At 50.9% G+C, this 24,856-nt stretch carries 22 protein-coding genes; 17 read left to right on the forward strand and 5 right to left on the reverse strand.

All coding sequences use genetic code 11. The features are described from left to right. Positions 1–327 precede the first annotated feature (327 nt). From IMY23_RS06050 to IMY23_RS06070, 5 genes are all read left to right on the forward strand, one after another. The gene (locus tag IMY23_RS06050; protein ID WP_192821226.1) at positions 328–927 is read left to right on the forward strand and encodes a DUF4136 domain-containing protein; all 600 of its coding nucleotides are present in this window, start codon (positions 328–330) and stop codon (positions 925–927) included. Between the two features lie 278 nt (positions 928–1,205). Then, positions 1,206–2,678, forward strand: a complete 1,473-nt coding sequence (locus tag IMY23_RS06055) for an aminotransferase class V-fold PLP-dependent enzyme (RefSeq protein ID WP_225986422.1) — start codon at positions 1,206–1,208, stop codon at positions 2,676–2,678. Positions 2,679–2,782: 104 nt separating this feature from the next. Beyond that, complete coding sequence (locus tag IMY23_RS06060; protein ID WP_192821227.1) at positions 2,783–3,232, forward strand: DMT family transporter; 450 nt, start codon at positions 2,783–2,785, stop codon at positions 3,230–3,232. A gap of 84 nt (positions 3,233–3,316) precedes the next feature. Continuing rightward, on the forward strand, positions 3,317–5,242 hold the full coding sequence (abc-f, locus tag IMY23_RS06065; protein WP_192821228.1) for a ribosomal protection-like ABC-F family protein: 1,926 nt from the start codon (positions 3,317–3,319) through the stop codon (positions 5,240–5,242). Positions 5,243–5,592: 350 nt separating this feature from the next. Next, the gene (locus IMY23_RS06070; RefSeq protein ID WP_192821229.1) at positions 5,593–6,915 is read left to right on the forward strand and encodes a DUF5103 domain-containing protein; all 1,323 of its coding nucleotides are present in this window, start codon (positions 5,593–5,595) and stop codon (positions 6,913–6,915) included. A gap of 419 nt (positions 6,916–7,334) precedes the next feature. Here IMY23_RS06070 and IMY23_RS06075 read toward each other — a convergent pair whose 3' ends face one another. Genes IMY23_RS06075 through rsmA form a run of 3 tightly spaced genes read right to left on the reverse strand, consistent with a single transcriptional unit; the run spans position 7,335 to position 10,426 of the window. After that, complete coding sequence (locus tag IMY23_RS06075; protein ID WP_192821230.1) at positions 7,335–8,291, reverse strand: NAD(P)-dependent oxidoreductase; 957 nt, start codon at positions 8,289–8,291, stop codon at positions 7,335–7,337. A 10-nt stretch (positions 8,292–8,301) separates the two neighbouring features. After that, positions 8,302–9,654, reverse strand: a complete 1,353-nt coding sequence (gene mgtE, locus IMY23_RS06080) for a magnesium transporter (protein WP_192821231.1) — start codon at positions 9,652–9,654, stop codon at positions 8,302–8,304. Then, positions 9,644–10,426, reverse strand: coding sequence for a 16S rRNA (adenine(1518)-N(6)/adenine(1519)-N(6))-dimethyltransferase RsmA (gene rsmA / locus IMY23_RS06085; protein WP_192821232.1), 783 nt, complete (start codon positions 10,424–10,426; stop codon positions 9,644–9,646). Before rsmA ends, mgtE begins: the two co-directional genes overlap by 11 nt. Positions 10,427–10,481: 55 nt before the next feature. Between rsmA and IMY23_RS06090 the strand changes: the two genes are divergently transcribed. The 9 genes from IMY23_RS06090 to accC all read left to right on the forward strand — a co-directional run bounded on the left by IMY23_RS06090 (position 10,482) and on the right by accC (position 18,621). Then, the gene (locus IMY23_RS06090) at positions 10,482–11,918 is read left to right on the forward strand and encodes a M17 family metallopeptidase (protein WP_192821233.1); all 1,437 of its coding nucleotides are present in this window, start codon (positions 10,482–10,484) and stop codon (positions 11,916–11,918) included. 3 nt (positions 11,919–11,921) lie between these two features. Next, the gene (pdxA, locus tag IMY23_RS06095) at positions 11,922–12,950 is read left to right on the forward strand and encodes a 4-hydroxythreonine-4-phosphate dehydrogenase PdxA (protein WP_192821234.1); all 1,029 of its coding nucleotides are present in this window, start codon (positions 11,922–11,924) and stop codon (positions 12,948–12,950) included. Positions 12,951–13,175: 225 nt separating this feature from the next. After that, positions 13,176–13,730: a DUF177 domain-containing protein gene (locus IMY23_RS06100; protein ID WP_192821235.1), complete on the forward strand. Its 555-nt coding sequence runs from the start codon at positions 13,176–13,178 to the stop codon at positions 13,728–13,730. 31 nt (positions 13,731–13,761) lie between these two features. Continuing rightward, complete coding sequence (gene rpmF, locus IMY23_RS06105) at positions 13,762–13,956, forward strand: 50S ribosomal protein L32 (protein WP_192821236.1); 195 nt, start codon at positions 13,762–13,764, stop codon at positions 13,954–13,956. A 64-nt stretch (positions 13,957–14,020) separates the two neighbouring features. Further along, the gene (gene plsX, locus IMY23_RS06110; protein ID WP_192821237.1) at positions 14,021–14,962 is read left to right on the forward strand and encodes a phosphate acyltransferase PlsX; all 942 of its coding nucleotides are present in this window, start codon (positions 14,021–14,023) and stop codon (positions 14,960–14,962) included. A 34-nt stretch (positions 14,963–14,996) separates the two neighbouring features. Further along, the gene (locus IMY23_RS06115; protein WP_192821238.1) at positions 14,997–15,995 is read left to right on the forward strand and encodes a beta-ketoacyl-ACP synthase III; all 999 of its coding nucleotides are present in this window, start codon (positions 14,997–14,999) and stop codon (positions 15,993–15,995) included. Between the two features lie 124 nt (positions 15,996–16,119). After that, positions 16,120–16,683, forward strand: a complete 564-nt coding sequence (gene efp, locus IMY23_RS06120; RefSeq protein ID WP_192821239.1) for an elongation factor P — start codon at positions 16,120–16,122, stop codon at positions 16,681–16,683. A 4-nt stretch (positions 16,684–16,687) separates the two neighbouring features. Then, positions 16,688–17,176 (forward strand): acetyl-CoA carboxylase biotin carboxyl carrier protein, encoded by a 489-nt coding sequence (gene accB, locus IMY23_RS06125; protein WP_192821240.1) that lies wholly within the window; start codon positions 16,688–16,690, stop codon positions 17,174–17,176. Positions 17,177–17,277: 101 nt separating this feature from the next. Continuing rightward, positions 17,278–18,621 carry an acetyl-CoA carboxylase biotin carboxylase subunit gene (gene accC / locus IMY23_RS06130; RefSeq protein WP_192821241.1) on the forward strand — a complete coding sequence of 448 codons (1,344 nt, stop codon included), beginning with the start codon at positions 17,278–17,280 and terminating at the stop codon, positions 18,619–18,621. Positions 18,622–18,816: 195 nt separating this feature from the next. On the opposite strand, the gene IMY23_RS06135 is transcribed toward accC, so the two are convergent. Continuing rightward, on the reverse strand, positions 18,817–19,395 hold the full coding sequence (locus tag IMY23_RS06135) for a DUF3109 family protein (RefSeq protein ID WP_192821242.1): 579 nt from the start codon (positions 19,393–19,395) through the stop codon (positions 18,817–18,819). A gap of 122 nt (positions 19,396–19,517) precedes the next feature. After that, positions 19,518–19,916, reverse strand: coding sequence for an STAS/SEC14 domain-containing protein (locus tag IMY23_RS06140; protein ID WP_192821243.1), 399 nt, complete (start codon positions 19,914–19,916; stop codon positions 19,518–19,520). Between the two features lie 427 nt (positions 19,917–20,343). Here IMY23_RS06140 and IMY23_RS06145 point away from each other — a divergent pair, with 427 nt between their 5' ends. The 3 genes from IMY23_RS06145 to murA all read left to right on the forward strand — a co-directional run bounded on the left by IMY23_RS06145 (position 20,344) and on the right by murA (position 24,743). After that, positions 20,344–22,581, forward strand: a complete 2,238-nt coding sequence (locus IMY23_RS06145; protein WP_192821244.1) for an ATP-dependent helicase — start codon at positions 20,344–20,346, stop codon at positions 22,579–22,581. A 185-nt stretch (positions 22,582–22,766) separates the two neighbouring features. After that, positions 22,767–23,432 carry a DUF4290 domain-containing protein gene (locus tag IMY23_RS06150; protein ID WP_192821245.1) on the forward strand — a complete coding sequence of 222 codons (666 nt, stop codon included), beginning with the start codon at positions 22,767–22,769 and terminating at the stop codon, positions 23,430–23,432. Between the two features lie 6 nt (positions 23,433–23,438). Beyond that, the gene (gene murA, locus IMY23_RS06155; protein WP_192821246.1) at positions 23,439–24,743 is read left to right on the forward strand and encodes a UDP-N-acetylglucosamine 1-carboxyvinyltransferase; all 1,305 of its coding nucleotides are present in this window, start codon (positions 23,439–23,441) and stop codon (positions 24,741–24,743) included. Positions 24,744–24,856: the final 113 nt, after the last annotated feature.

Consider the following 24,856-nt stretch of genomic DNA (forward strand, 5'->3'; position numbering starts at 1 on the left):
AACGGTCCGCATTTTTTTGTGCCCTAGTTTTATAATATCAAGATGAAACTATTATCGCCAGTAGAATTTCAAGATCTATTCAAAGCAGAGCCAAGGCCTTCCCTATTCAACGTATCCGGCAAAACTGGCTATCCATTGTAAGTCGAAATCAAATCTGGACAAACTTAAAAATGTCGGAAGCAACTCCAGTCTCCTTATCATAATAGCGCAAATGAAGGCTTCGAAAACTTTTACAGATTTATTTTACTTTTTCAATAATTTTTTAAAACCTTTCCAGAAGAAAATTCCGTAAGTGTCAAGGTTCTAGTCAATTAAACCTACCCTGCCATGAGAAAGCATTACCCTCTCCTTGTCCTTGCTTTGGTATTTGTTGTGTTGGCCTTGAGTGGCTGCATGGGTTTGAACAAACGAAAATACGGGTCTGACTACAGCTATGGCGGCGCTTTCCATAAATACAAAACCTTCAACTTCATCACGCACGCCTCTGCGCATGACAGTTCCACACTCAGGCAGTATGCGGTGCTCCAAAAATACATTCGGGAAAGGCTGGAGATGCAGGGCTATGAATTCACAGACCGCAAGCCAGATCTACTGGTAAGTTATTACCTGTATTACAATGACCTCAACATGAAAGGCTATGAGCAGGAGGAATTTGACATCTGGCTCACCAACAACCAGGAACCGGCCACTACCAACCCAGACCCCTACCGGCCCATCAAGTTATTTATGAGCCAGGGCACGCTGCTGGTTACCTTGCTGGACCACAAAAAGCACAATGCCGTCTGGCAAGGGTACGCCTCGGGCGTGATGGCCGACAAAGACGTGGAAAACACCACCTACCTCAACCGCGCCGTCCGCACCATTTTTGACCAGTACCGGGTTTTCAGGAAAGGCTACCTGCGTGACCACAATTCGCAATTGAATTAACTCGTTTTTTGTGTCTCAAAATTCTGTTTTCGGGCTCATTTTCAGAAATGAGCCCGAAAACGGAAAACCGGTTGGTAATGCATTGTTTTACATAATTAATCAACTTTCAGACATATCACACGGCAATGGCTTTCTAAGAGAACCTGGAATTGTAGTAAAGCCTATTCAAGAGAATCAGCCTGGAAAATAACCGGGGAATATCCGCTAATTGAATCTCTCGCCTTCCTCCGTATATTAGCAGGTTATTATATAGTTTATCTGACATTGAATTCAAACAATTGACACAAGTACCCACTATTGAAAAAAACCTCCAGACCTTAGAGCAAGCGGCTCTAACGTTGGAACCTAGCCCCTCAGAACGGTCCTTCATTCAAACCTCAGTGGAGACCTATGCCCAATCTTTCCTGACAGAATTGGAAACGCTCCCGGCGTATGTGGAGCATCCTGCCATGGGCGGCGGCTTGTTGGAAAGCCCCCTTTCTGAGGAACCCTTACCGGTGCAGCAGGCCCTGGCATTGCTCAAAGAACACGTAGACACGCCTGGCCTGAACCCTGCCTCCGGCGGACATTTAGGCTATATTCCGGGTGGCGGATTGTATTACGCGGCGCTGGGAGATTATCTGGCGGCGGTCTCCAACCGGTACGCGGGCCTTTTCTATTCGGCACCCGGTGCGGTCCGCATGGAGAACATGCTCATAAGGTGGATGGCCGAAATCATTGGTTTCCCGAAAGACGCGGTGGGCAACTTGGCTTCCGGCGGAAGCATCGCCACGCTTATTGCCCTGGCCACCGCCCGCGATGCCCAAAAGATAACCGCTAGAATGATTCCTGATGCCGTGGTGTACATGAGCGCCCACGCCCACCATTGCCTGGACAAAGCCTTGAGAATTGCGGGCCTGGGCGATTGCCCCGTGCGCGAGATTCCCATGGATGCCCACTTCAAACTTCAGCCCGACGCCTTGGCCCAGGCCATAGAACAAGACCTGGCGGCGGGCCTCACGCCGTGGCTGGTGATTGCCACAGCCGGCACCACTGATGTGGGCGCGGTAGACCCATTGCCAGAACTAGCTGAAATTGCCAGGCAGCACCAACTTTGGTTTCATGTGGACGCAGCCTACGGCGGTTTTTTTGCTTTGGCACCAGCGGGTAAGCAGAAACTGAAAGGCATTGAACTGGCAGACTCAGTGGTGATGGACCCGCACAAAGGGCTTTTTATTCCGTATGGCCTTGGCGCGGTGCTCATCAAAGACCGGGACCAGTTGGCCAAAACCCACCACTACCAGGCCAATTACATGCAAGACACGCTGTCGGCCACCGAGGAAGCCTCGCCTGCTGATTTGTCACCGGAGCTGAGCAAGCATTTCAGGGGGCTGCGGTTGTGGTTGCCTTTGAAGTTGCACGGCGTGGCGGCGTTCAGGAGTGCGTTGGAGGAAAAACTGCTGCTGGCCCAGTACGCCTTCCAGAAATTACGGCAGATGCCCGGGTTTGAGGCGCCGGTGGTGCCGGAGCTGTCGGTGGTGTTGTTCCGGTATCTTCCGTCTGAGAATAATAACGTGGACCACTTTAACCAGGAATTGATAAAAGCCATACAGTTAGACGGCCGGGTTTTCCTGTCTTCCACCAAGGTTGACGGGCATTTCATGCTCCGCATCGCCATTTTATCGTTTAGAACGCACAAAGCCACCATTGACCTCTGCCTCACCCTCTTGCAGCAGAAAGCCCAAGACCTGGAACTGACCCGGCAAAAGTAACGGTTTCCGGAATTTCCGTTTTGGGGCTCATTTCTGAAAATGAGCCCGAAAACGGAACTGAACTACCGGGTTCCTGCGTACTTTTGCAGTTGAAAAGAGAAACCATGGGCAAGGAATTATATTATTTATTGGCGTTGGCGGCCGGAATGGCGGTGGCGGTACAGGCGGGCATCAATTCAGAACTAAGGTTGGCGGTGGGCAACCCCATCCTCACGGCGTTGTTCTCTTTTTGTGTGGGCACGTTCTGCTTATTGATTCTCTCCTTCGTTTTTTTCCGACAGGAATTTCCCTCCCTGGACCAGGTGCAGCAAATCTCCGGCTGGAAATGGCTGGGCGGTTTGCTGGGCGTGTTTTATGTGACCGCCGTGATTCTGGCCGCGCCGCGCATTGGGGCGGCTAATTCTTTAGGAATTATTGTGGCCGGGCAGTTACTGATGGCTATTGTGCTGGACCATTATGGGTGGCTGGGTTTTCCGGTGAAGCCCATCAGTTGGACCAAGATTCTGGGCGTGGTATTTCTGCTGGCGGGCGTGTTGCTGCTCCGGAAACAATAAATCACAACCCGCCCCTCCCCCCTTTCGGTTAAAATTCAGGTTTCTGGCAAAATGCGTACCTTTGCGGCTTATTCGCTTTGATCCATGATTTCCATCAATAACCTCAACTTCCATTTCGGGAGCCGCACCCTTTACCAAGACGCCAACCTGCACATCAAACCCAAAGACCAGATTGGCCTGGTGGGTCTCAACGGAACCGGTAAATCAACGCTTTTACGCTTACTGGTGGGCGAATACAAGCCAGACGGCGGCAGCATAACCATGGGCAAGGAAGTGTCACTGGGTTTCCTGAACCAGGATCTGCTTTCGTATGACACCCATGAGAGCATCTTGAAAGTGGCCATGCAAGCCTTTGAGGAAGCCATTCAACTGCAGAACCGCATTGACGACGTGCTGCATGAGATGGAAACCAATTACAAAGATGAGCACATAGACAAACTGGCCCGCCTGCAGGAGCAATTTGAAGCCCTGGACGGTTACAACATTCAGGTAAAAGCCGAGGAAATTCTGGAAGGCCTGGGCTTTACCACCGAGGAACTGCAGCAACCCTTAAAGACTTTCTCCGGCGGCTGGCGCATGCGCGTGATGCTGGCCAAGATCCTGTTGCAAAAACCGTCGCTCCTGCTCCTGGATGAACCCACCAACCACTTGGATTTACCTTCCATTAAATGGCTGGAAACTTATTTGGCCGGCTATGAAGGCGCCATTGTGATTGTATCTCACGACAGGGAGTTCCTTGACAAAACCACTAACATGACGGTGGAGGTGTCGGGCCAGAAACTAAATGTGTATGCGGGCAATTACAGTTTTTATTTAGAAGAGAAAGAGCTTAGAAACGAGATTCAGAAAGGTGCCTTTGAAAACCAGCAGCAGCAGATAAAGCAGGCCGAACAGTTCATAGCCCGTTTCAAGGCCAAAGCCACCAAAGCCAAGCAGGCGCAAAGCCGCATGAAAGCCCTTGACAAAATGGAACGCATTGAAGACGTGGCCGGCGACGCGCCCGTTGTCAATTTCAAGTTCCAGTTCACGGTACAGCCCGGCAGAAACATCCTGCGGCTAGACAACATGAGCAAAAGCTACGGCGACAAACTCATTTTCAAGAACACGCACGTGAACATTGAGCGCGGCGATAAAATAGCGTTGATTGGCGCCAACGGAAAAGGCAAGTCCACGCTCATGCGGGTAATCTCCGGCGATGAACCCATTCAGGGAGAGCGCCAGTTGGGCCATAACGTAATCATGGCCTTCTACGCGCAGCACCAACTGGAAAGCTTAACTGTAGAAAACGAAGTGTTGCAGGAAATGGTGCAAGCCGGCAGTCGCCGCACCGAGATGGAACTGCGTGGCGTTTTAGGTTCTTTCCTGTTTACTGGAGATACCGTTTTCAAAAAAATAAAAGTCCTCTCCGGGGGCGAGAAAAGCCGCGTGGCCCTGGCCAAAACATTGATCTCAGAAGCCAACTTCCTGCTTCTGGATGAGCCCACCAATCACCTGGACATGCAGAGTGTGAACATCCTGATTCAAGCCCTGGAACAGTATGAAGGAACGTTTGTGGTCATCTCCCACGACAGGTATTTTGTAGAGAGCGTGGCCAACAAAATCTGGTACATTGAAGACCATGAACTAAAGGAATACCCCGGCACCTACCATGAATACGAGTACTGGATGGAGCAGCGCGACAAAGGCCTGAAACGGCCCTCTCAAACGCCAACTGCCGCCAAAACCCAGGCCAAACCCAAGCCCACCGCGAGCCAACAGCAGGAACTGGAGGCAGAACTGAAGAAAGCCAACCAAAAACTGAAGCAAGTGGAAGGGCTGGTGAACGAACTGGAAGGCAAACTTAAGAACTGCGAAAACAAACTGGCCCTGCCCAGCACTTACGCCGACCCCAACGCCCTCCACGAGGCCACCCAGCAGTTCAATAAAGTGAAGGCCCAGCTAGACAAAGAGCAGGCCACCTGGGAACAGCTTATGGAACAAGTAGAGACCTTAGAAACACAATTGAAATAACCTTAAAACCTCATTGGCCCCACAGCCGGTGAGGTTTTGTTTTGGCCTCCATTTCCCATTTAAAGCCCAAAAACGGAAAATCAAGGCAAGTTTTGCAGCTCCAATTCGTTAAAATTTTGAGCGAATTTTAACTCACGACCTTTAGAAGCGGCCTAAACTTTTACTGCAACATCCACTTACTTTTGTCATCCTGAAAGGATGTTCTGGGCGTAGTAGAAAAGCTTTGGCGCGAAGCCAAATCAATCCGCTACCAAGAAACTTTCTTCTTCATAAAGAAGAAAAAATGTAGCTTTAAATCGCTTTGAACGGCTGGCCTCTCGCCCATTTTCTAGTTAATATTGAATTTCCCTATGACTTTCACTTCCAAAATAAAACACGCTTTCCTCGCCTCCATCTTGCTGGGCAACCTGCTCACCGGCTGTGTGCCCGTAGAAGGAACTGGCACCGGAACGGGAACCACAAGTGCGGCTCTACGGTACGATGATGCCGTCTATTCCACAGATGTGCGGTCGGTGCAGCTGTATTCACGCAGTTACAATGTGGCCGATGTGCTGGCGCCGCCGGTAGTTTCCCTGGACCAGTCCAGCCCCTTGATTCTGGAGTTTGACCGCTTATCTGCGCCACGCGGAAGAGCGGTGGTGAAGTTGTACCACTGTGACATCAACTGGCAGCCGTCTTCCATTCAGCCCATGCAGTACGTGCAGGAGTTCAACGAATTCTTCATTATGGAAGTGGAGCCCTCGGCGGGGACCAAGGTGCCTTATTGGCATTACCGGTTTAGCGTACCAAGAGTGAAACTGAGCGGCAATTACCTGCTGGAAGTCTTGGAGGAAGGCGGCAACCGATTGTTGAGCCGCCGTTTTGTGGTTTTTGAGGAAGCGGTGCAGGTAGGCCTCAGACCCATGGCCACGCCCGGCGCCGGCGATAGAAACGTACGGCAGCAACTGGACTTCAACATCTTCTACGCGCAGTATCCGCTGGTGAATCCGGCGCAGGAAATTAAAGTAGTCTTGCGCCAGAACCACCGTTGGGACAATGGCAAATATTTCAACCGGCCTACGTTCACCCAAGAGGCCCAGCGCCGCTTGGAGTATCAGTTGTTTGACGTGGAGCAGACGTTTCTGGGTTTGAGCGAATTCAGGGCCTTGGACACCCGCAGTGAGCGGTTCAGCGGACTGGGCGTGGAGCGCCGCGACATTTCCACCAGCCCAGACCGCGTGTACGCCCTTACCGGCAAAAGCCGCGCCCGCGAGGCCTACAGCACCCAGCCAGACGCCAACGGCAAGTTTCTTTATGGCAGCCGCGAGTACGGCAACGCCCCTTTGAACGCCGATTACCAGCAGGTTTTCTTCCAGCTGCATTCCCCGGAACCCGCGCCCGGCCCGGTCTATGTCTTCGGTGGATTGAGTGATTGGCAATTGCAGGAAGGCTTTAAACTAACCTATGACGCCGAAAACAAACTTTATTCCGGCTCCGCGCTGCTCAAGCAAGGCTATTACAACTACTATTTTGCGGTGAAAGGTGCCAATGGCCAGGCAGATGCCCGTTATTTTGAGGGTAGCCACTTCGCCACCGAAAATGTGTATGATGTGCTGGTTTATTACCGTCCGCCGGGCACGCGCGCTGACTTAATCATCGGGTACTCCACCATCACCTTCAATCCGCAGCGGTAATTAATTGTTGATTGTTAGTTGCTGATTGTTGGATTCCGTTTTCGGGCTCATTTTCAGAAATGAAGCCGAAAACGGGTTTTAAGTTCTTTTTCGTTCCCCTTTAAGTTGAATGTTTGAGTTAGCACAAGTTTCTCTGCAATTCACTGCCGCAAGTTTAGCGCCAGCGTAACTTGTGGCTAACCACATGGTAAGTTTATAAACTTACGTATGTTGAGAAATCCACTTAACAGAAACCACATTCAAGCTGACGCTAAACTTGCGGCAGGGAAATAAAACGTGGTTCTCAACAGATGCCAATCATCCCCCTACCCCTTCAAAGGGAGACGGAATGCGTTTGAACCTGTAAGTTCTACGGAAATTAAAAAAGTCTAAATCCCGTTTTCGGGCTCATTTCTGAAAATGAGCCCGAAAACGGAAAGCTAACGGCCTTCCAAAAATGCTTTCAGCTTAGCTACCAGCACTTCATTGATGCGGATGTAAGATTCCTGGGTCCAGCCGGCGATGTGGGGAGTCAAAATCACGCGGGGATGTTGGTGCAGATAGGACAGGCGCTCTTGTTGAGCAGAGGTCAGGGAAGTTAGTTTTTCATTCTCCAGCACATCCAGCGCTGCGCCTAACACTTTGCCAATCTTCATGGAATTCACCAGAGCCTGATGGTCCAGAACTTCGCCACGGGCGGTGTTTAATAGCCAGAGTGGCTTTTGAAATGCTGCCAAAAATTCAGCATTTGCAAAGTGATGGTTTTCCTTGGTGTAAGGAATATGCAGGCTGAGCACGTCGGCTTTTTTCTGAATTTCATGCAGAGAAACCAACTTCACGTGGCTAAACGGATTTTCAACGGGCGCTTTGTCAAAGGCCAACACTTCGCAGTCAAACCCAGCCAACCGTTTGGCGAAGGCTTTGCCCATGTGGCCGTAGCCAATCAGCCCTATGGTTTTGCCGCCAATCTCCGCGCCGCGGTTCTCTTCGCGCAGCCAAAGGCCTTCACGAATCTGGCCGTCGCCTTGTTTGATTTTCCGAAATAAGGTCAGCAGCAAACCAAGTGTGTGTTCGCCCACGGCATCACGGTTTCCTTCGGGCGCGTTGATTAAAGTAATTCCCCTCTCTTCCAACACGCCATCGTCAATGTTATCCACGCCGGCTCCTGCTCTGGCAAGCACTTTTAAGTTAGGCGCATGCAGAAGCAAATCAGCCGTGATGCGCATTTTGCTCCGGACCATCAGCATGTGGAAAGCAGGCAAAAGGGCTGGAACTTCTTCTTTTTTTATTTCAGGGGCATAGGTTACCTCCACGCCAAGTTCCTGTAGCAAGGGCAAAAGGCTTTCATGCATCAAGTCAATGACCAGGCACTTGAAGGGCTTTTGAAGTGGCAGCATCTGTCAAGAATTAAAGGTTGAGCAACACGTGGGCCACCAGGAAATACACCGCCAAACCCAGCAAGTCATTGGCCGTGGTGATGAAAGGTCCGGCGGCCATGGCGGGGTTCACACCGTATTTATCCAAAATCATGGGCGTGACCGTGCCCATAAACGAGGCCAGCAAGACCACGCTGAACAAGGCCACCGCTACCACCAAAGACAAGGTAAATTCCACGCCGAACAACAGATTGAAACCCAGCACCAAACCCGACATGACCAAGCCATTAATGACCGCCACCAACAGCACCTTTATAATACGGGCAGTGAAGTTGTCGAACAGAATGGTTTTATTGGCCAAGGTCTGGATGATGATAGAAGAGGATTGAATGCCCACGTTTCCGCCGGTAGCGGTAATTAGGGGCGTAAACATGGCCAACGCCGGAATCACGGCAATGTCACCTTCAAACAAGCCAATGAAGCGAGCACCCAACAAACCGCCTACCATGCCAATCATGAGCCAAGGCAAACGGGCGCGGGAAAGCCGGAAAATGCTGTCGTCTTCCTCAATGTTCTCGGTGATACCGGTCATCAACTGACGGCTGATTTCAGCCTGTTCCTGAATCACGTCAATGACGTCATCAATGGTGATACGGCCCAGCAAACGCCCTTGAATGTTGACCACCGGAATAGCGTCCAGGTCATATTTCTGCATGATGGTGGCCACTTCCTGGTCTTCTTTGTAAGACTCTATGGAAATCACGTTGGGGTCATACAAGTCGGCAATAGGCGTTTGGTCATTGCTCAGAATCAGGGTTTTCATGCCCAATCGGCCCACCAGTTTGTCGCGGTCATCTACCACGTAAATGGCGTAGACTTTCTCCACGTCTTCGGCTTGCCGCCTGATTTCCTCAATGCATTGCCCCACTTTCCAGTTGAGGTTCACTTTGATTAACTCTTTCGCCATTAGACCGCCGGCGCAGTCCTCGTCGTAGTGCAAAAGGTCAATGATGTAGGCTACGTGCTCGCGGTCCTCTAGCTGCGCAATGATTTCCTCTTTGCGCTGCACGGTTTGCTCGTTGAGCACGTCCACGGCGTCGTCAGACTCCATTTCCGCTACATAGCGGGCAATTTCCTCGTTGGTGAAATTCTTCAGGAAATTGGTCCGAACATCAGTGTCCAAATCGCTCAGGATTTCCGCGCCCACCTCGGTAGGCAGCAGTTCCATCACGTATTTGCTCTGGTCTGTGTTGAGTTCATAGAGCACCGTTGTGATGTCAACCGGGTACATTTCCTCCATGTTGGAGAGAATGAACTCGGCGTCTCGGCGCTCAATGGCGTCTTCTATCTGGTCAATGAACTCCCGGGTTATTTCAGACTGCATGCTCCTGAATCAATAGGGTCAGTTGAATAAAATCTTGTACAGATAACTGCTCAGCGCGCTTGTCGAACAATTTATCCTGGGCCACTTCCTGCGGAAGGTTGAACAGCTTAAGGCAGTTGCGCAAGGTTTTCCGGCGCGTGGCGAAACTAGCTTTCACCACCTGCATGAACAGCCGTTCGTTGCAGGGCAATTGCGGAACCTGGTTTCTGGTGAGCCTGATGACCGCTGATTTTACTTTGGGCGGCGGGTTGAACACGTGCTCATGTACCGTGAACAGGTACTCAATATCATAGAAAGCCTGCAGCAGCACACTCATGATGCCGTAGGTTTTGGACCCGTGCGGCGCGGCAATGCGTTCGGCTACTTCCTTCTGAATCATGCCCACCACTTCGGGCACCTGGTCGCGGTGGTCCAGTACCTTGAAGAAGATTTGGCTGGAGATGTTGTACGGAAAATTACCGATGACCGCAAACGGGCCTGAGAACAAGGTTTTTAGGTCGGTTTTCAGGAAATCGGCCAGCAGGACACGGCCTTCCAGTTGCGGAAAATGCTCGTTGAGCCACGCAATGCTTTCGCGGTCAATGTCTACAATGGTGGTTTTGTATTCTGGGTGCTGCACCAGGTACTGGGTGAGCACGCCCATGCCGGGGCCTACCTCCAGCACGTCCTGTACCCCTCCGGGCAAGCGCAAGGCCTCTACTATGTTCTGCGCAATATTCAGGTCAGTCAGGAAATGCTGACCCAGGTGTTTCTTGGGCTGGACGGGCTTCACTGGTTTTCGGTTTCCGTTTGTTAAGGCTATATTGCAGGCCAAAGATACACAACATATGCGCACAGAACTGACCTACGCTGCAACATTACCCGCAAATACCAGCACCGCTGTGTTGGTGCCGGGCCGCGAGCACCTCCCCGAGGAACTTTTCTCCGCTGATGAACGCACCTATATCAATCGCCAGCTAGACCTGAAAAGCACGCTGGTGACCATCAATAAACTCACCCACCAGTTGTATTTGGTACTGACAGAGCCAAAGAAATCAGGCACCCTCACCCAGGAAGCCCTTCGCAAAGCCGGCCACGCCCTGCACCAACGCCTCACCGCTGACAAAGTGGAAAGCATAGCCTTAGTGGATAGCGCTGATGCTGATGCGGCTCTGTTTGTTGCTGAAGGTTTGGTATTGAGCAATTATTCCTTTCAGGGATATAAAACGGAGAAAGCCACGCCACCTGTCCTGAAATCAGTGACCATTTCTGGCAAGAACCTTTCTGCGACACAAGTAACAGAGTTGGGCAATTTACTGGATGCGGTTTATCATACCCGCGATCTGGTGAACACGCCTCCCAATATGCAGACGGCCTCCATCTTGAGTGAGCAAATAACGGAGATGCTGAGCGGTACCGAGGTAAAAGTGGAAGTGCTGGACCTGGTGCAGATTCAATCCCTGAAAATGGGTGGATTGTTGGCCGTGAACCAAGCCTCAGACGAAGCTCCTACGTTCAACATTCTGGAATACAAACCCGCCAACGCCACCAACACCCAACCCGTGGTACTGGTGGGGAAAGGCGTAGTCTATGACACCGGCGGATTGAGCATCAAGCCCACGCCCAATTCTATGGACTACATGAAATCAGACATGTCGGGTGCCGCTTCCGTGGCCGGCACGCTGTATGCCTTGGCTAAGAACAACATTCCCCTGCACGTGATTGGCTTGATTCCGGCCACTGATAACTTGGTGAGCGACAAAGGCTTTATGCCCGGCGACGTAATTACCATGCACAGTGGGCACACCGTGGAAGTCCTGAACACCGATGCAGAAGGCCGTTTAATTTTAGCTGATGCCCTGCATTTTGCCAAGCGCTACAACCCTGCCTTGGTGATTGATATTGCCACCCTCACCGGAGCTGCCGCCCGCGCCGTAGGCCGTGAAGGCATTGTGATGATGGGCACCGCCAATGACGTGTTGAAAACCGACTTAAAGTTTGCCGGAGACATGGCCCATGAACGCTTGGTAGAATTGCCTTTGTGGGAAGAATACCACGAGCATATAAAATCTGACATCGCAGACATTAAAAACATCGGCGCAGCTGAGGCTGGAGCCATTTCAGCAGGCAAATTCCTGGAATTCTTTACTAATTACCCTTGGATTCACCTGGACATCGCCGGCACGGCCTACCTGTTGAGCCCAGATTCTTACAGAGGTAAACATGCCACCGGCAGCAGCGTGCGTTTGCTGTATCATTTCCTGTCTTCCCAAGCCACCGCCTAGTTTATGGAGCACAAAAACAAGCCCCGCATAGGCATCACCATTGGTGACATTGCCGGCATTGGCCCCGAAGTGATTCTGAAAACCCTAGCTGACAGCCGCGTTTTGAATTATTGTACGCCAATCATCTACGGCAACGCCAACGTAGTCAACAAATACCGAAAGTTACTGGCCCTAGAGAATTTCAGTTTTCAGCAGGTACAGGCCTTTGACCAACTGCACCCCAAAAAGGTGAACGTGCTCAACTGCCAGGAAGAAGAGGTAGAATTCACGCCTGGTACGCCTACGCCCGCCACTGGTGCCTTAGCCCGCGCTGCCTTGTTGCGTGCCGCCCAGGACCTGAAAGACGGCCACATTCAGGCCGTGGTCACCGCCCCCATTGACAAAGACAACACCCAGGGCGAAGGCTTCCATTTCCCCGGCCACACCGAGTTTTTCACCACTTTTTTCAATGCGCCGGAAAGTTTGATGTTTCTGGTAGCAGAGAAATTTAGAGTGGCCACCGTCACCGGGCATCTGCCCTTGAAAGACGTGGCTAATGTATTGACCGCCGAACTGCTAATCCGGAAAATCAACATCCTGGAGAACTCGCTCAAGCAGGACTTCGGGATTCAGAAACCCAAGATTGCCGTGCTGGGCCTCAACCCACATGCCGGCGAGAATGGTTTGCTGGGCTCAGAGGAAACTGAGATTGTGATTCCGGTGATTGAACAGCTGCGCAACAAAGGCAACCTGGTCTTCGGGCCCTACCCTGCCGACGGGTTCTTCGGGACGCGCAGTTACCAGAAATTTGATGCCACTTTGGCGCTGTATCATGACCAAGGCTTGATTCCATTCAAGACGCTGGCCTTTGAACGCGGGGTGAACTTCACGGCGGGCTTGCCTATTGTCCGCACCTCGCCAGACCACGGCACCGCCTATGACATTGCCGGCCAGAACAAGGCAGACGAGACTTCGTTCAGAGAAGCCTTGTTTATGGCAGTAGATATTCTGCGGGCCCGGGCGGGCATATTAGAAGACTCCATAAGAAGATAGGAATGCGTTTTGGGGCTCATTTTCAAAAATGAGCCCCAAAACGCATTGGTAATTAATTGTTTCTTGTACATAAATAGATTTTAGCGAGTCAGACATTTCCGTTTTTGGCCCCGTTTCCGGAAATGAGCCCGAAAACGGAAATGTAATTCCCGCGCAAAAAAGGCATTTGTATTTTATAATTCAGATATTCTTGCTAATTTTGCGACTTGCAAAAAAAGAGGCAACGTGAAGGAGATTAAGAAATACGATATCAATCTTGTCAAGCTGGGCAACAAGGCCCATGACTACGAGTTTGAGTTGGACAACCGCTTCTTTGAGATGTTTGACCAAGATTTAGTCTTGGGCGGCCACCTGAAAGCAGACGTGACTTTACTCAAGTCTGAGCTTCTTTTGCAGTTTGACTTCCACATCAAAGGAACGGTAACCCTGACCTGCGACCGGAGCCTGGAGGAATTTGAGCATCCCCTGGAAGTAAAACAGACGCTGTTGGCGCGCTACGGCCCAGAAGACCTGGAACTAGACGTGAACGTGTTGCAGATTGTACCTGAGACGCAGTACATCAACGTGGCCCAGCACCTCTATGATTACATAGGCCTGGCGCTGCCCATGAAGAAGCTGCACCCCCGGTTTGTAGAAGAAGACCAACAACGGGAGATAGACCCAGAGGCAGACGGCCTTTTGATTTACTCCACCGGCTACGCCGAAGATGATACCGAGGACGATGATGACGAAGAAGGCCCCGTGGACCCGCGCTTCGCCGCCCTCAAGAAGCTTAAATAAGTTTTTAACCAATTAGTAATAACTACCAGAGATGGCACATCCTAAGCGAAAAATCTCCAAAACCAGAAGAGATAAGAGAAGAACGCACGACAAAATCACGCCGAAAGCGATTTCTATCTGCCCTAACACCGGCGAGGTGCACCAATACCACAGAGCGTACGTTGTAGACGGCGATCTGTACCGTAACGGCAAAGTGGCCATCAAAAATTATACCTCTGTTGCGTAATAAAGCTTGCCTAATCAGGCTTTATTTTAGTTACTTGTAGGATAATTTACGAAACACGCTTTACATGAAAATAGCTCTGGACGCAATGGGTGGCGATTTCGCTCCTCAGGCAGTTGTAGAAGGCGCACTTTTGGCGGCTGAGACATTAACGGATGAGGTTGAGATTTTCCTGATTGGGGATGAAACCACTATCCAAGACCTCCTGCAAAAGCACGGCTACACTGGGTCCAGAATTAAGGTTGTTCACGCATCTCAAGTCATTGGGATGGGTGAACACCCTACTAAAGCGCTTACCCAAAAACCAGATTCCAGCATTGCGGTAGGCTACGGCATGCTGGCCTCTAAAAAAGCAGACGCCTTCTGCAGCGCCGGCAACACCGGTGCCATGCTGGTGGGCGCCGTGTTCAGCGTAAAACAGGTAGAAGGCATACTTCGGCCAGCGCTGGCCAGCTTTATCCCCAAACTCTCCGGCGGACTAGGCGTGCTCCTGGACGTTGGCGCCATTGCCGACTGCAAACCAGAGATTCTGGAACAGTTTGGTGAGATTGGCTCTATCTGCGCAGAATTAGTCCTGGACATTAAGAACCCACGCGTGGGCTTAATGAACCTGGGCGAAGAGGAAGGCAAAGGCACCATGGTGACCCAACCTGCCCACAAACTCCTCAAAGAAAACAAATCCATCAACTTTATCGGGAACATTGAGGGCCGCGACGTTTTCAATGACAAAGCAGACGTAATTGTTTGTGACGGTTTTACCGGTAACGTGATCCTCAAACTCGCGGAGTCTATCTATGACATCATCCGGGAGAAAAACATCAGAGACCCTTTCTTTGACCGTTTCAATTATGAAGCGGTAGGCGGTAGCCCTGTGTTAGGGGTGAACGGCAACGCGGTGATTGGGCATGGTGTCTCCACCCCTACCGCTATCTGCAACATGGTGCATCTGGCTAATAAAATGGCCGAGACCCACATAGCAGATAAATTCAAACAACACTTCAGCGCCTAACCGTGCGCCTCACCAGACAAGCCCTCAGAACAATATGAGCAAATTAACCGCCGCGATCACCGGTGTGAGCGGATATGCCCCAGAGTATGTGATGACCAACCATGAGTTGGAGACCATGGTAGAAACCAACCATGACTGGATTGTCAGCCGAACGGGCATTGAGGAAAGGCGCATTCTGAAAGGCGAAGACCAGGGAACGTCAGCCATTGCTATTCCTGCGGTGCTGGACCTGCTCAAAAAAACCAACACCAAGCCAGAGGAAGTAGAAATGCTGATCTGCGCCACCACCACCCCAGACTACGTGTTTCCGGCTACGGCCAACATCATCACAGAAGCCACGGGCTGCGTAAACGCCTTCGGCTATGACCTGCAGGCTGCCTGCTCTGGTTTCCTGTTTGCGCTGGCCACGGGTGCGCAGTTCATAGAAACGGGCAAATACAAGAAAATCATCATTGTGGGCGCTGATAAAATGTCAGCAATTGTGGATTATACAGACCGCGCTACGTGCATCATCTTCGGGGACGGCGGCGGCGCCGTAATGCTGGAACCCAATACTGAAGGTTTAGGCGTGCAAGACAGTATCTTGAAATCTGACGGCACGGGCGTTCAGTTCCTGCACATGAAAGCCGGCGGCAGCCGCAGACCCGCCACGCAGGAAACTTTGGACCGCCGCGAGCATTTTGCTTTCCAGGAAGGTCAGTCGGTGTTTAAGTTCGCGGTGAAAGGCATGGCCGATGTGGCCGCTGAGGTCATGGACCGCAACAACCTGCAGGCCGAAGACATTGCCTGGCTGGTGCCGCACCAAGCCAACAAACGCATTATTGACGCTACGGCCAACCGCATGGGTGTTGGCCCGGAGAAAGTGATGATCAACATCCAGAAATACGGCAACACCACCAGCGGCACCATTCCCTTGTGTTTGTGGGAGTATGAAAACCAGCTTAAAAAAGGAGACAACGTGATTCTAGCGGCCTTTGGCGGCGGCTTTACGTGGGGTTCCATTTACCTGAAATGGGCGTATGACCCAGCCTAGAAACCTGGCTTTTGGGCGTATTTTATGAAATAGATAAAAAAATTCGGCTATCTTTATCCGAATTTTTTTATGTCAAAAAGGGAGAATCCCGGCAGGCATCTTAAACCGAAACGAACGACACATTATGGCAACCACCGCTGATTTTCGCAACGGGCTTTGCATTGAATTTAACGGCGACCTATGGATCATTACTGAGTTTCAGCACGTGAAACCAGGCAAGGGCCCAGCTTTCGTCCGGACCAAACTGAAAAACATCAAGACCGGTAAAGTGGTGGACAATACCTTTACCGCCGGCATAAAAGTGACCACCGCGCGGGTGGAGCAGCGCCTGCACCAGTACATCTTCAAAGATGACTACGGCTACAACTTCATGAACATGGAGAATTTTGAGCAGGTGACCTTGCAGGAGAAAATGGTGCCGTTCGCAGATTTAATGAAAGAAGGCCAGGAAGTGACTATCTTGTTTCACGCCGAGACAGAGACACCACTCACGGCGGAACTTCCTACGTATGTAGAACTGACCATCACCTACACAGAACCAGGCATAAAAGGTGACACTGCCACCAACGCCTCAAAACCAGCCACGGTTGAAACCGGTGCCACCATCTCGGTGCCGCTCTTCATTGGCCAAGACGAAAAAATAAAGGTAGACACGCGTACCTATACTTACGCCGAACGAGTAAAATAGAACTATGAAAGCTAAGGAAATCCAAGAACTGATTGATTTCATCGCGAAATCAGGCCTGAACAAAGTTGACATTGAGACAGAGGAGTTCAAAATCTCTGTACAGCGCGAAGCAAGCCAAAAGGTGAAGTACTCTTCTTCGCCCATGCAAGCCGCACCCGCTGCCCCAGCAGCATTGCCAGTTGCAGCTCCGGCCCCGCAGGCCGCGCCTGCAGCCCCAACCGCCCCTGCTCCTCCGGCAGATGACAGCGCCAAATACATCACCATCAAAGCGCCTATGATTGGTACATTGTACCGTTCGGCCAACCCAGAATCGCCGTCATTCGTGAACGTGGGCGACGAGGTGAAGAAAGGACAGGTCATCTGTATCATTGAAGCCATGAAACTGTTCAACGAGATTGAATCTGAGGTTTCTGGCCGCATTGTGAAAGTACTGGTAGACAATTCTTCCCCGGTGGAATATGACCAGCCGCTTTTCTTGGTAGACCCAAGCTAGAACAATTGAAAATTATGAATTATGAATTATGAATGGGTACGCCTGTTCTAATTCTTCTAGTAATTCTTAATTCCTAATTCTTAATTTTTAATTAAAAGAAAGTGTTCAAAAAAATACTAATTGCCAACCGTGGCGAAATTGCACTCCGCATCATCAGGACGTGCAAAGAGATGGGCATTAAGACGGTAGCCGTGTATTCTACCGCTGACAAAGAAAGTTTGCACGTGCGCTTCGCGGATGAGGCGGTGTGCATTGGGCCTGCGCCCAGCTCGCAGTCTTACCTGAACATGCCCAACCTGATTGCTGCCGCGGAAATTACCAACGCAGACGCTATTCACCCGGGCTACGGGTTCCTGTCAGAAAACGCGGAATTCTCCAGAATCTGCGCTGAAAACGGAATCAAGTTCATTGGTGCCTCCCCGGAGATGATCAACTCCATGGGTGACAAGTCGTCGGCGAAGGAGTACATGAAAAAGGCCGGCGTGCCTACCATTCCGGGTTCTGAGGGACTTTTGTCTTCTGCCGAACAAGGAAAGAAACTGGCCGCTAAAATCAAATATCCGGTGATTATTAAAGCCACGGCAGGTGGTGGTGGGCGCGGAATGCGCATCATCAAATCTGCCGATGAGTTTGACAAAGCCTGGAATGATGCCCGCCAGGAAGCCAAGGCCGCCTTCGGGAATGACGGTATGTATTTGGAGAAATTTGTGGAGGAACCCCGTCACATTGAAATCCAGATTGTAGGCGACCAGTACGGAAAAGTCTGTCACCTTTCTGAGCGTGATTGCAGCATTCAGCGCCGTCACCAGAAACTGATTGAAGAAACACCTTCGCCGTTTATTGATGATGATCTGCGCGAGCGGATGGGTCAGGCGGCCATTGCCGGTGCCAGCGCCATCAACTATGAAGGTGTGGGTACCATCGAGTTTTTGGTTGACAAGCACAAAGACTTCTACTTCATGGAGATGAACACCCGTATTCAGGTGGAGCACCCCATCACTGAGGAAGTGGTAAACTATGACTTGATCAAGGAGCAGATTAAAGTAGCGGCTGGTATTCCTATCTCGGGCAAGAACTACTATCCGCAGATGCATGCCATTGAGTGCCGCATTAACGCCGAAGACCCAAAGAACGGTTTCCGTCCTAGCCCTGGTAAAATCAATGTCTTGCACATACCGGGCGGTCACGGCGTGCGCGTAGACACCCACGTATATGCGGGCTACACCATTCCGGCCAACTATGACTCCATGATCGCCAAGTTGATTGTGAGCGCGCAGACCCGGGAGGAAGCCATTGTGAAGATGAAGCGTGCCTTAAGCGAATTCGTGATTGAGGGCATCAAAACCACCATTCCGTTCCACCTGGCTATGATGGAAGACGAAGGTTTCAAGTCCGGAAACTTCACCACCAGCTATTTGGACAGCTATGATTTCACGCAGTTTTAGATTTTAGAACCTTATACAAACAGAAAGAGCAGCCCAAAGGCTGCTCTTTCTGTTTGTATAAGACTTCCGTTTTTGGCTTCATTTATGGAATTGAGCCCAAAAACCGCAATTGGATGGATAGACGCTAATTATTGCGTCTCTTACTCTTTAGAATAGCTGTTTAGCAATGCGTGGAAGACGCAAGGTATTGCGTCTCTACACTTTGGCGCTGCTTTCTGCGGTCACCATTTCATCCAATTCCTGGAACCAAGCCTCGCCGTAGCGTCTGATTAACGGTTCGCGCAGGAATTTGTAGACCGGCACGCCCAACTCCAGCCCGAAAGAACAGGCTGGGTTGCAGATTTCCCAGCGGTCATAGTTCAGTGCTTCAAACCCGTCATATTTGGTAATTCTGATGGGGTACAAGTGGCAGGAGATGGGTTTTTTCCAGGAGATTTTTCCGTCTAGGTACGCGGCTTCAATGGCACACTTCAACGTCAGGTTTTCGTCATAGATGGCGTAGGCGCACTCGCGGTTGCCAATGGTGGTGGTGCTGAAATCGCCGGAGAATTCCTCCACGTACAGACCTTGGGTTTCCACGGCGGCCACGCCTTCCGGGGACATGTAGGGTTTTACATGATCATACACCTCCTCAAGAATAGCCAGTTCTTCTTGCTCCAGGGGTGCGCCCAAGTCGCCTTCCACGCAGCAGGCGCCTTTGCATTTGTCAAGGTTACAGACAAAAAATTTATCTTTGAGATCGTCTGAAAGGACGGTGTTTTGCAGGACTATCATCTAATGGGAATTTCAAACAAGAAGACAAAAGTACCGCTATTTAAGTTCGGGCGCAAAACCTCAGGAAATACGTAGGGGCATGCCGTTTTGGGGCTCGTTTCTGGAAATGAGCCCCAAAACCGCTAATCCTGCATTACCCAGGCCAGGGCGTCTTCTTCATTGTCAAAATAATGGGTGTCAAAAGCAATGTCCATGCCGCCCTTCTGCACTATATTCTCCACGGCCATTTTGTTGAAAATATCTGTGGACAGAATCACGGCCATGCGCTTCACGCCGCCGGCCTCAGAAAACCGGGGCACCCATTCCTGCGCGGTCCATTCCTGGTCAGCGGGCCTGATGGCCTTGGCGTGGGTGTTGTCGGCTAGCCAGCGGGTCACCGGTTTTACTTTGATTAGGTTGAGGTAAACGCCCAGAATCTCGCGGTATTCCTCGCTGTTCACAAAACCCTTCCACCGGGTCTGCACTAGTTGCCTCGCGGGGTCATAGCTAATGGTGATGTGGGCGTTCTTGAAATATTCCATGGTGTTCTGGTCTGTCTGAAGGTCTGTGTTGGCAGCTTTGTCAGGGCTGTGGAGCGACCAAAAAAAATGGGAGAAGCCTGCTCCGTTGGTGCAACTGGCCGAATCATATTCTTGATTCTGAGGCCACCGCAGATGGTTGTATGCCCAAATTGGGCAAATTTGGCCTCGTTTCAAAGGAGCCAACTACCTTTTACAAGATTTTTAAAAACTGCTCGCCATCAATTGAAGGATTTTCAACGGAAGATTTTCCGTTTTCGGCCTCATTTCCAGAAATGAGCCCCAAAACGGAAAGCCCTACAAATACCTCTTCAGACCACACACGAAAGGATGGAATCGGCCTGCGCGCCTGTCAAAAATTGGCGCTCCTACTTGCCACTTAATTGCGTAATTTTGTGTTCCTCTCCAGATAGCAAGAACATACAGATTGATGGATTATCTTAAACTCCTGAATGACTCACAGCGCGCTGCTGTTTTAAATACTGAAGGCCCGTGTATGATTATTGCCGGGGCGGGTTCCGGCAAAACCAGAGTGCTCACCTACCGCATTGCGCATTTGCTGCAGAAGGGCGTGGACCCGTTCAATATTCTCTCGCTCACCTTTACCAACCGGGCCGCCAAAGAAATGCGGACGCGTATTGAAAAAGTGGTGGGCCCTGAGGCCAAAAACCTTTGGATGGGTACGTTTCACTCGGTTTTCTCGCGCATCCTGCGGGCCGAGGCCCAGAAAATCGGTTATCCCAGCCACTTCACCATCTATGATTCTGACGACTCCAAAACGTTGATCCGGAACATTGTGAAGGAGATGAACCTGGACGACAAACTCTACAAAGCCAACATGGTCTTGGGACGAATTTCGGCGGCGAAGAATAAGTTGATTTCCGTGGCCCAATACCTGCGCGACCCCGCTATTCAAGCCGATGATGAGGCCGCGTTAAGACCCAAGATTGGGCAGATTTTCAAGACCTATGCGGAGCGCTGCTTTAGGGCCGGCGCCATGGACTTTGACGATTTATTGTTTAACACCAACGTCTTGTTCCGCGACCATGTGGACGTGTTGAACAAATACCAGCACATCTTCAAGTACGTGATGGTAGATGAGTACCAAGATACCAACTACAGCCAATACCTGATTACCCGCAAACTGGCCGCCAAAGACCGGAACATTTGTGTGGTGGGCGATGACGCGCAAAGTATCTACGCCTTCCGCGGCGCGGATATTACCAATATCTTGAACTTTGAGAAAGACTACCCAGAGTTGGAAGTCTTTAAACTGGAGCAGAACTACCGCAGCACCCAGCACATTGTAAAGGCGGCGAACAGTGTTATCAAAAACAACAAAGCCCAGTTGCGCAAAGATGTTTTCTCTGAAAACGAGGAAGGCAATTTGGTGGATGTGATTAAGGCCAGTTCAGACAACGAGGAAGGCAAACTGGTGGCGCACGCCATCTTTGAGGAGAAGATGAACCACCATTTGTCGTATGAAGATTTTGCGATTCTCTACCGCACCAACGCCCAAAGCCGGGCCATGGAAGAAGCGCTTCGGAAGATGAACATCAAGTACCGGATTGTGGGCGGCCTGTCTTTCTACCAGCGCAAGGAAATCAAGGATTTAATCTCTTACCTGCGCCTGGCCATCAACCACAATGACGAACAGGCGCTGCGCCGCGTGATCAATTATCCCAAGCGCGGCATCGGTGACACCACCATAGAAAAACTGATTGTGGCCGCCAACGAGACCGACCACAGCCTTTGGGAAGTGACCAGCAACGCCAATTTGTTGTTGGGCGGCAGAGCAGGTCAGGCCATTCAGGACTTCGCCACTAAGATCAAGAGCTTCGCAGTGATGGCGGAGCAGAAAGACGCGTTTGAGGCCGCTACGTACATTGCCAAACATTCTGGCTTGGTAGATGATTTATACTCCGATAAATCGGTGGAAGGCTTAGCGCGCTACGAGAACATTCAGGAATTGCTGAATGCCATCAAGGAGTTTGTGGATGACCCGGAGAAGGAAGATCAATCGTTGGCCTCGTTCCTGCAGGATATTGCGCTGCTCACCGACGCGGACACCAAGAAAGAAGACGAAGGCGAGTACGTGACCATGATGACCATTCACTCGGCCAAAGGTCTGGAGTTCCGGAACGTGTTCATTGTGGGCATGGAAGAAAATCTGTTCCCCAGCCAGATGATGATCACCTCGCGCGCAGATTTGGAGGAAGAACGCCGTTTGTTCTACGTGGCCATCACCCGCGCCGAGAAAAAACTGACCCTCTCCTACGCCACCAGCCGCTACCAGTGGGGTAACCTGAGAGCCGCCGAGAAAAGCCGGTTCATTGACGAGATTGACCCCACCTACCTAAACTTTAAGTTCGGGGAGGAACGCGGTCCGGTTGAGAAAATCTTGCAGCGTAAAACGCCGGTAAGCAATTTAATCACGCCGCCCCGGAAACCCACGGTGGCCCCAAATTACACGCCCCCCACTGACTTCACCCCCAGCGACACGTCTAACCTACAGGCGGGCATGCGCGTAGAGCATCCTAAGTTCGGGTTTGGCACTGTGGCCAAGATGGACACCCAGGGCAACTCCACCAAGGCCATCATCAACTTTGAGGGCGTGGGCGAGAAAACCCTGCTCCTGAGCTTCGCTAAGTTGCGCATACATGCGTAACTGGTAGCAAGTATCAGGTATCAGGTAGCAAGTTGGGCGTCCTTTCATTATAATTTTTCCTGTTTTTGGCTTCATTTCTTAAAACGAAGCCAAAAACAGGAAATCTTTTATCATGATACTTGCTGCCCAATACCTGATACGCCTAAAAATTTCCTAATTTTGACTTTGCATCTCATCCTACAATCATGGTAGCCAGTTCTACATTTAAACAAGAGCTTTTGCTTAGGGAGTACGGCCGTAACGTACAGAACATTGTACAGTACATTCTCACCGTGGAAGACCGTACCAAGCGCACCCAACTGGCGCAGCTGCTGGTGAACCTCATGGGCCGCCTCAACCCCAACGTGAAAGACATACAAGATGCCCAGCAAACGCTCTGGAACCACTTGTACGTAATGGCCGACGGTCAGCTGGACGTGGATGCGCCGTTCCAGCTCAGCGCCATGGACTACCTCAATGACAAGCCGCAACGCGTGGACTACCCAACGCAAACTCCACGGTTCATGCACTATGGCACCAACCTGGAACGCCTCATTGACAAAGCCAAACAGATCAATGACCCCCAGGAAAAAGAAGCCGCTATTATCTCCATCGGGAAGTTGATGAAAGTCTTGTACCGCACTTACAACAAAGACAGCGTGACAGACCAGGTAATTCTGGAAAACCTGCGCGATCTTTCTAAAGGCGAACTGGACCTTGATGCCGCTTTACTGGAAAAAGGAAACCTGTTTGAGAGCGTGATTAAAACACCGCAAGGGCCTGGCAACAACTACCAGAACAACCAGAAGAACAATAACAACAAGGGTTCTCAGAACAAGAATCAAAACAACCGTAACTACAAGAACAAGTAAGAACGCATGGCGTCTTTTGAAGTAATAGGTGGTCGTCCCCTGAAAGGCGAAATTACCCCGCAGGGGGCCAAAAACGAAGCATTGCAGATTCTGTGCGCCGTACTTTTAACGCCGGAACCGGTCATTATCTCCAATGTGCCCAACATTCGGGATGTCAACAAACTGATTGAGTTGCTACGTGACATGGGCGTTTCTGTAGAACAGACTGCGCCAGACACGTACATTTTCAAAGCCGAAAACGTCAATCTGGATTACCTCACTACCCAGCCGTTTATTGAGCAGGCCCGCGCCATCAGAGGCTCAGTTATGATTCTTGGACCATTATTGGCCCGCTTCGGGATGGCCAAGTTGCCTAAGCCAGGCGGCGACAAAATTGGCCGTCGCAGGCTAGACACGCACTTTATTGGGTTTGAGAAACTGGGCGCCAAGTTCACCTATGACTCCAATGACGCATTCTACCACCTGGAAGGCAAAAACCTGAAAGGCACCTACATGCTGCTGGACGAAGCCTCGGTGACCGGAACCGCCAACATTGCCATGGCCGCCGTGCTGGCCGAAGGGATCACCACTATTTACAACGCCGCCTGTGAGCCGTATCTGCAACAGCTTTGCAAGATGCTGGTGCGCATGGGCGCGAAGATCAGCGGCATTGGCTCAAACCTGCTCATCATTGAAGGCGTGGAAAGCCTGGGCGGCACCGAGCACCGCATGTTACCAGATATGATTGAGATTGGCTCTTTCATTGGTTTGGCAGGCATGACGGGTTCAGAAATCACCATCAAAAACGCCCAGATCATGGAGTTGGGCTTGATCCCAGACACGTTCCGGAGATTGGGCATTAAAATGGAATTCCGGGGCGATGACATCTATATTCCGGCCCAGGATTCTTACGAGATTGACACCTACATTGACGGCAGCATCTTGACCGTTTCTGACCACACCTGGCCCGGTTTTACCCCAGATTTGCTCAGCATTGCATTAGTTGTAGCTACGCAAGCCAAGGGAACGGTGCTCATTCACCAGAAGATGTTTGAGAGCCGCCTGTTCTTCGTGGACAAACTCATAGACATGGGCGCCCAGATTATCCTTTGTGACCCGCATCGCGCCACCGTGATTGGCCAGAACAAACAAGTACCGTTGCGGGGCATCTCCATGACTTCCCCAGATATCAGAGCTGGTCAGGCTTTGCTGATTGCTGCCCTTTCTGCGGAAGGCCGCAGCGTGATCCACAACATTGAGCAGATTGACCGCGGGTACCAAAACATTGACGGCCGTTTGAACGCCTTGGGCGCGCAGATTACCAGAATCTAGAAATTTTCTGAAAATCTTTTATTGAAAGAGGAAGCTCCCAAAAGTGCTTCCTCTTTTTGTTTTCCCACTTTTCTTATTTCCGGCTTCTAAATTTAATCTCTTAAAAATAGGCT

Source organism: Rufibacter sp. LB8 (genome assembly GCF_014876185.1).
Taxonomy (GTDB): Bacteria; Bacteroidota; Bacteroidia; order Cytophagales; family Hymenobacteraceae; genus Nibribacter.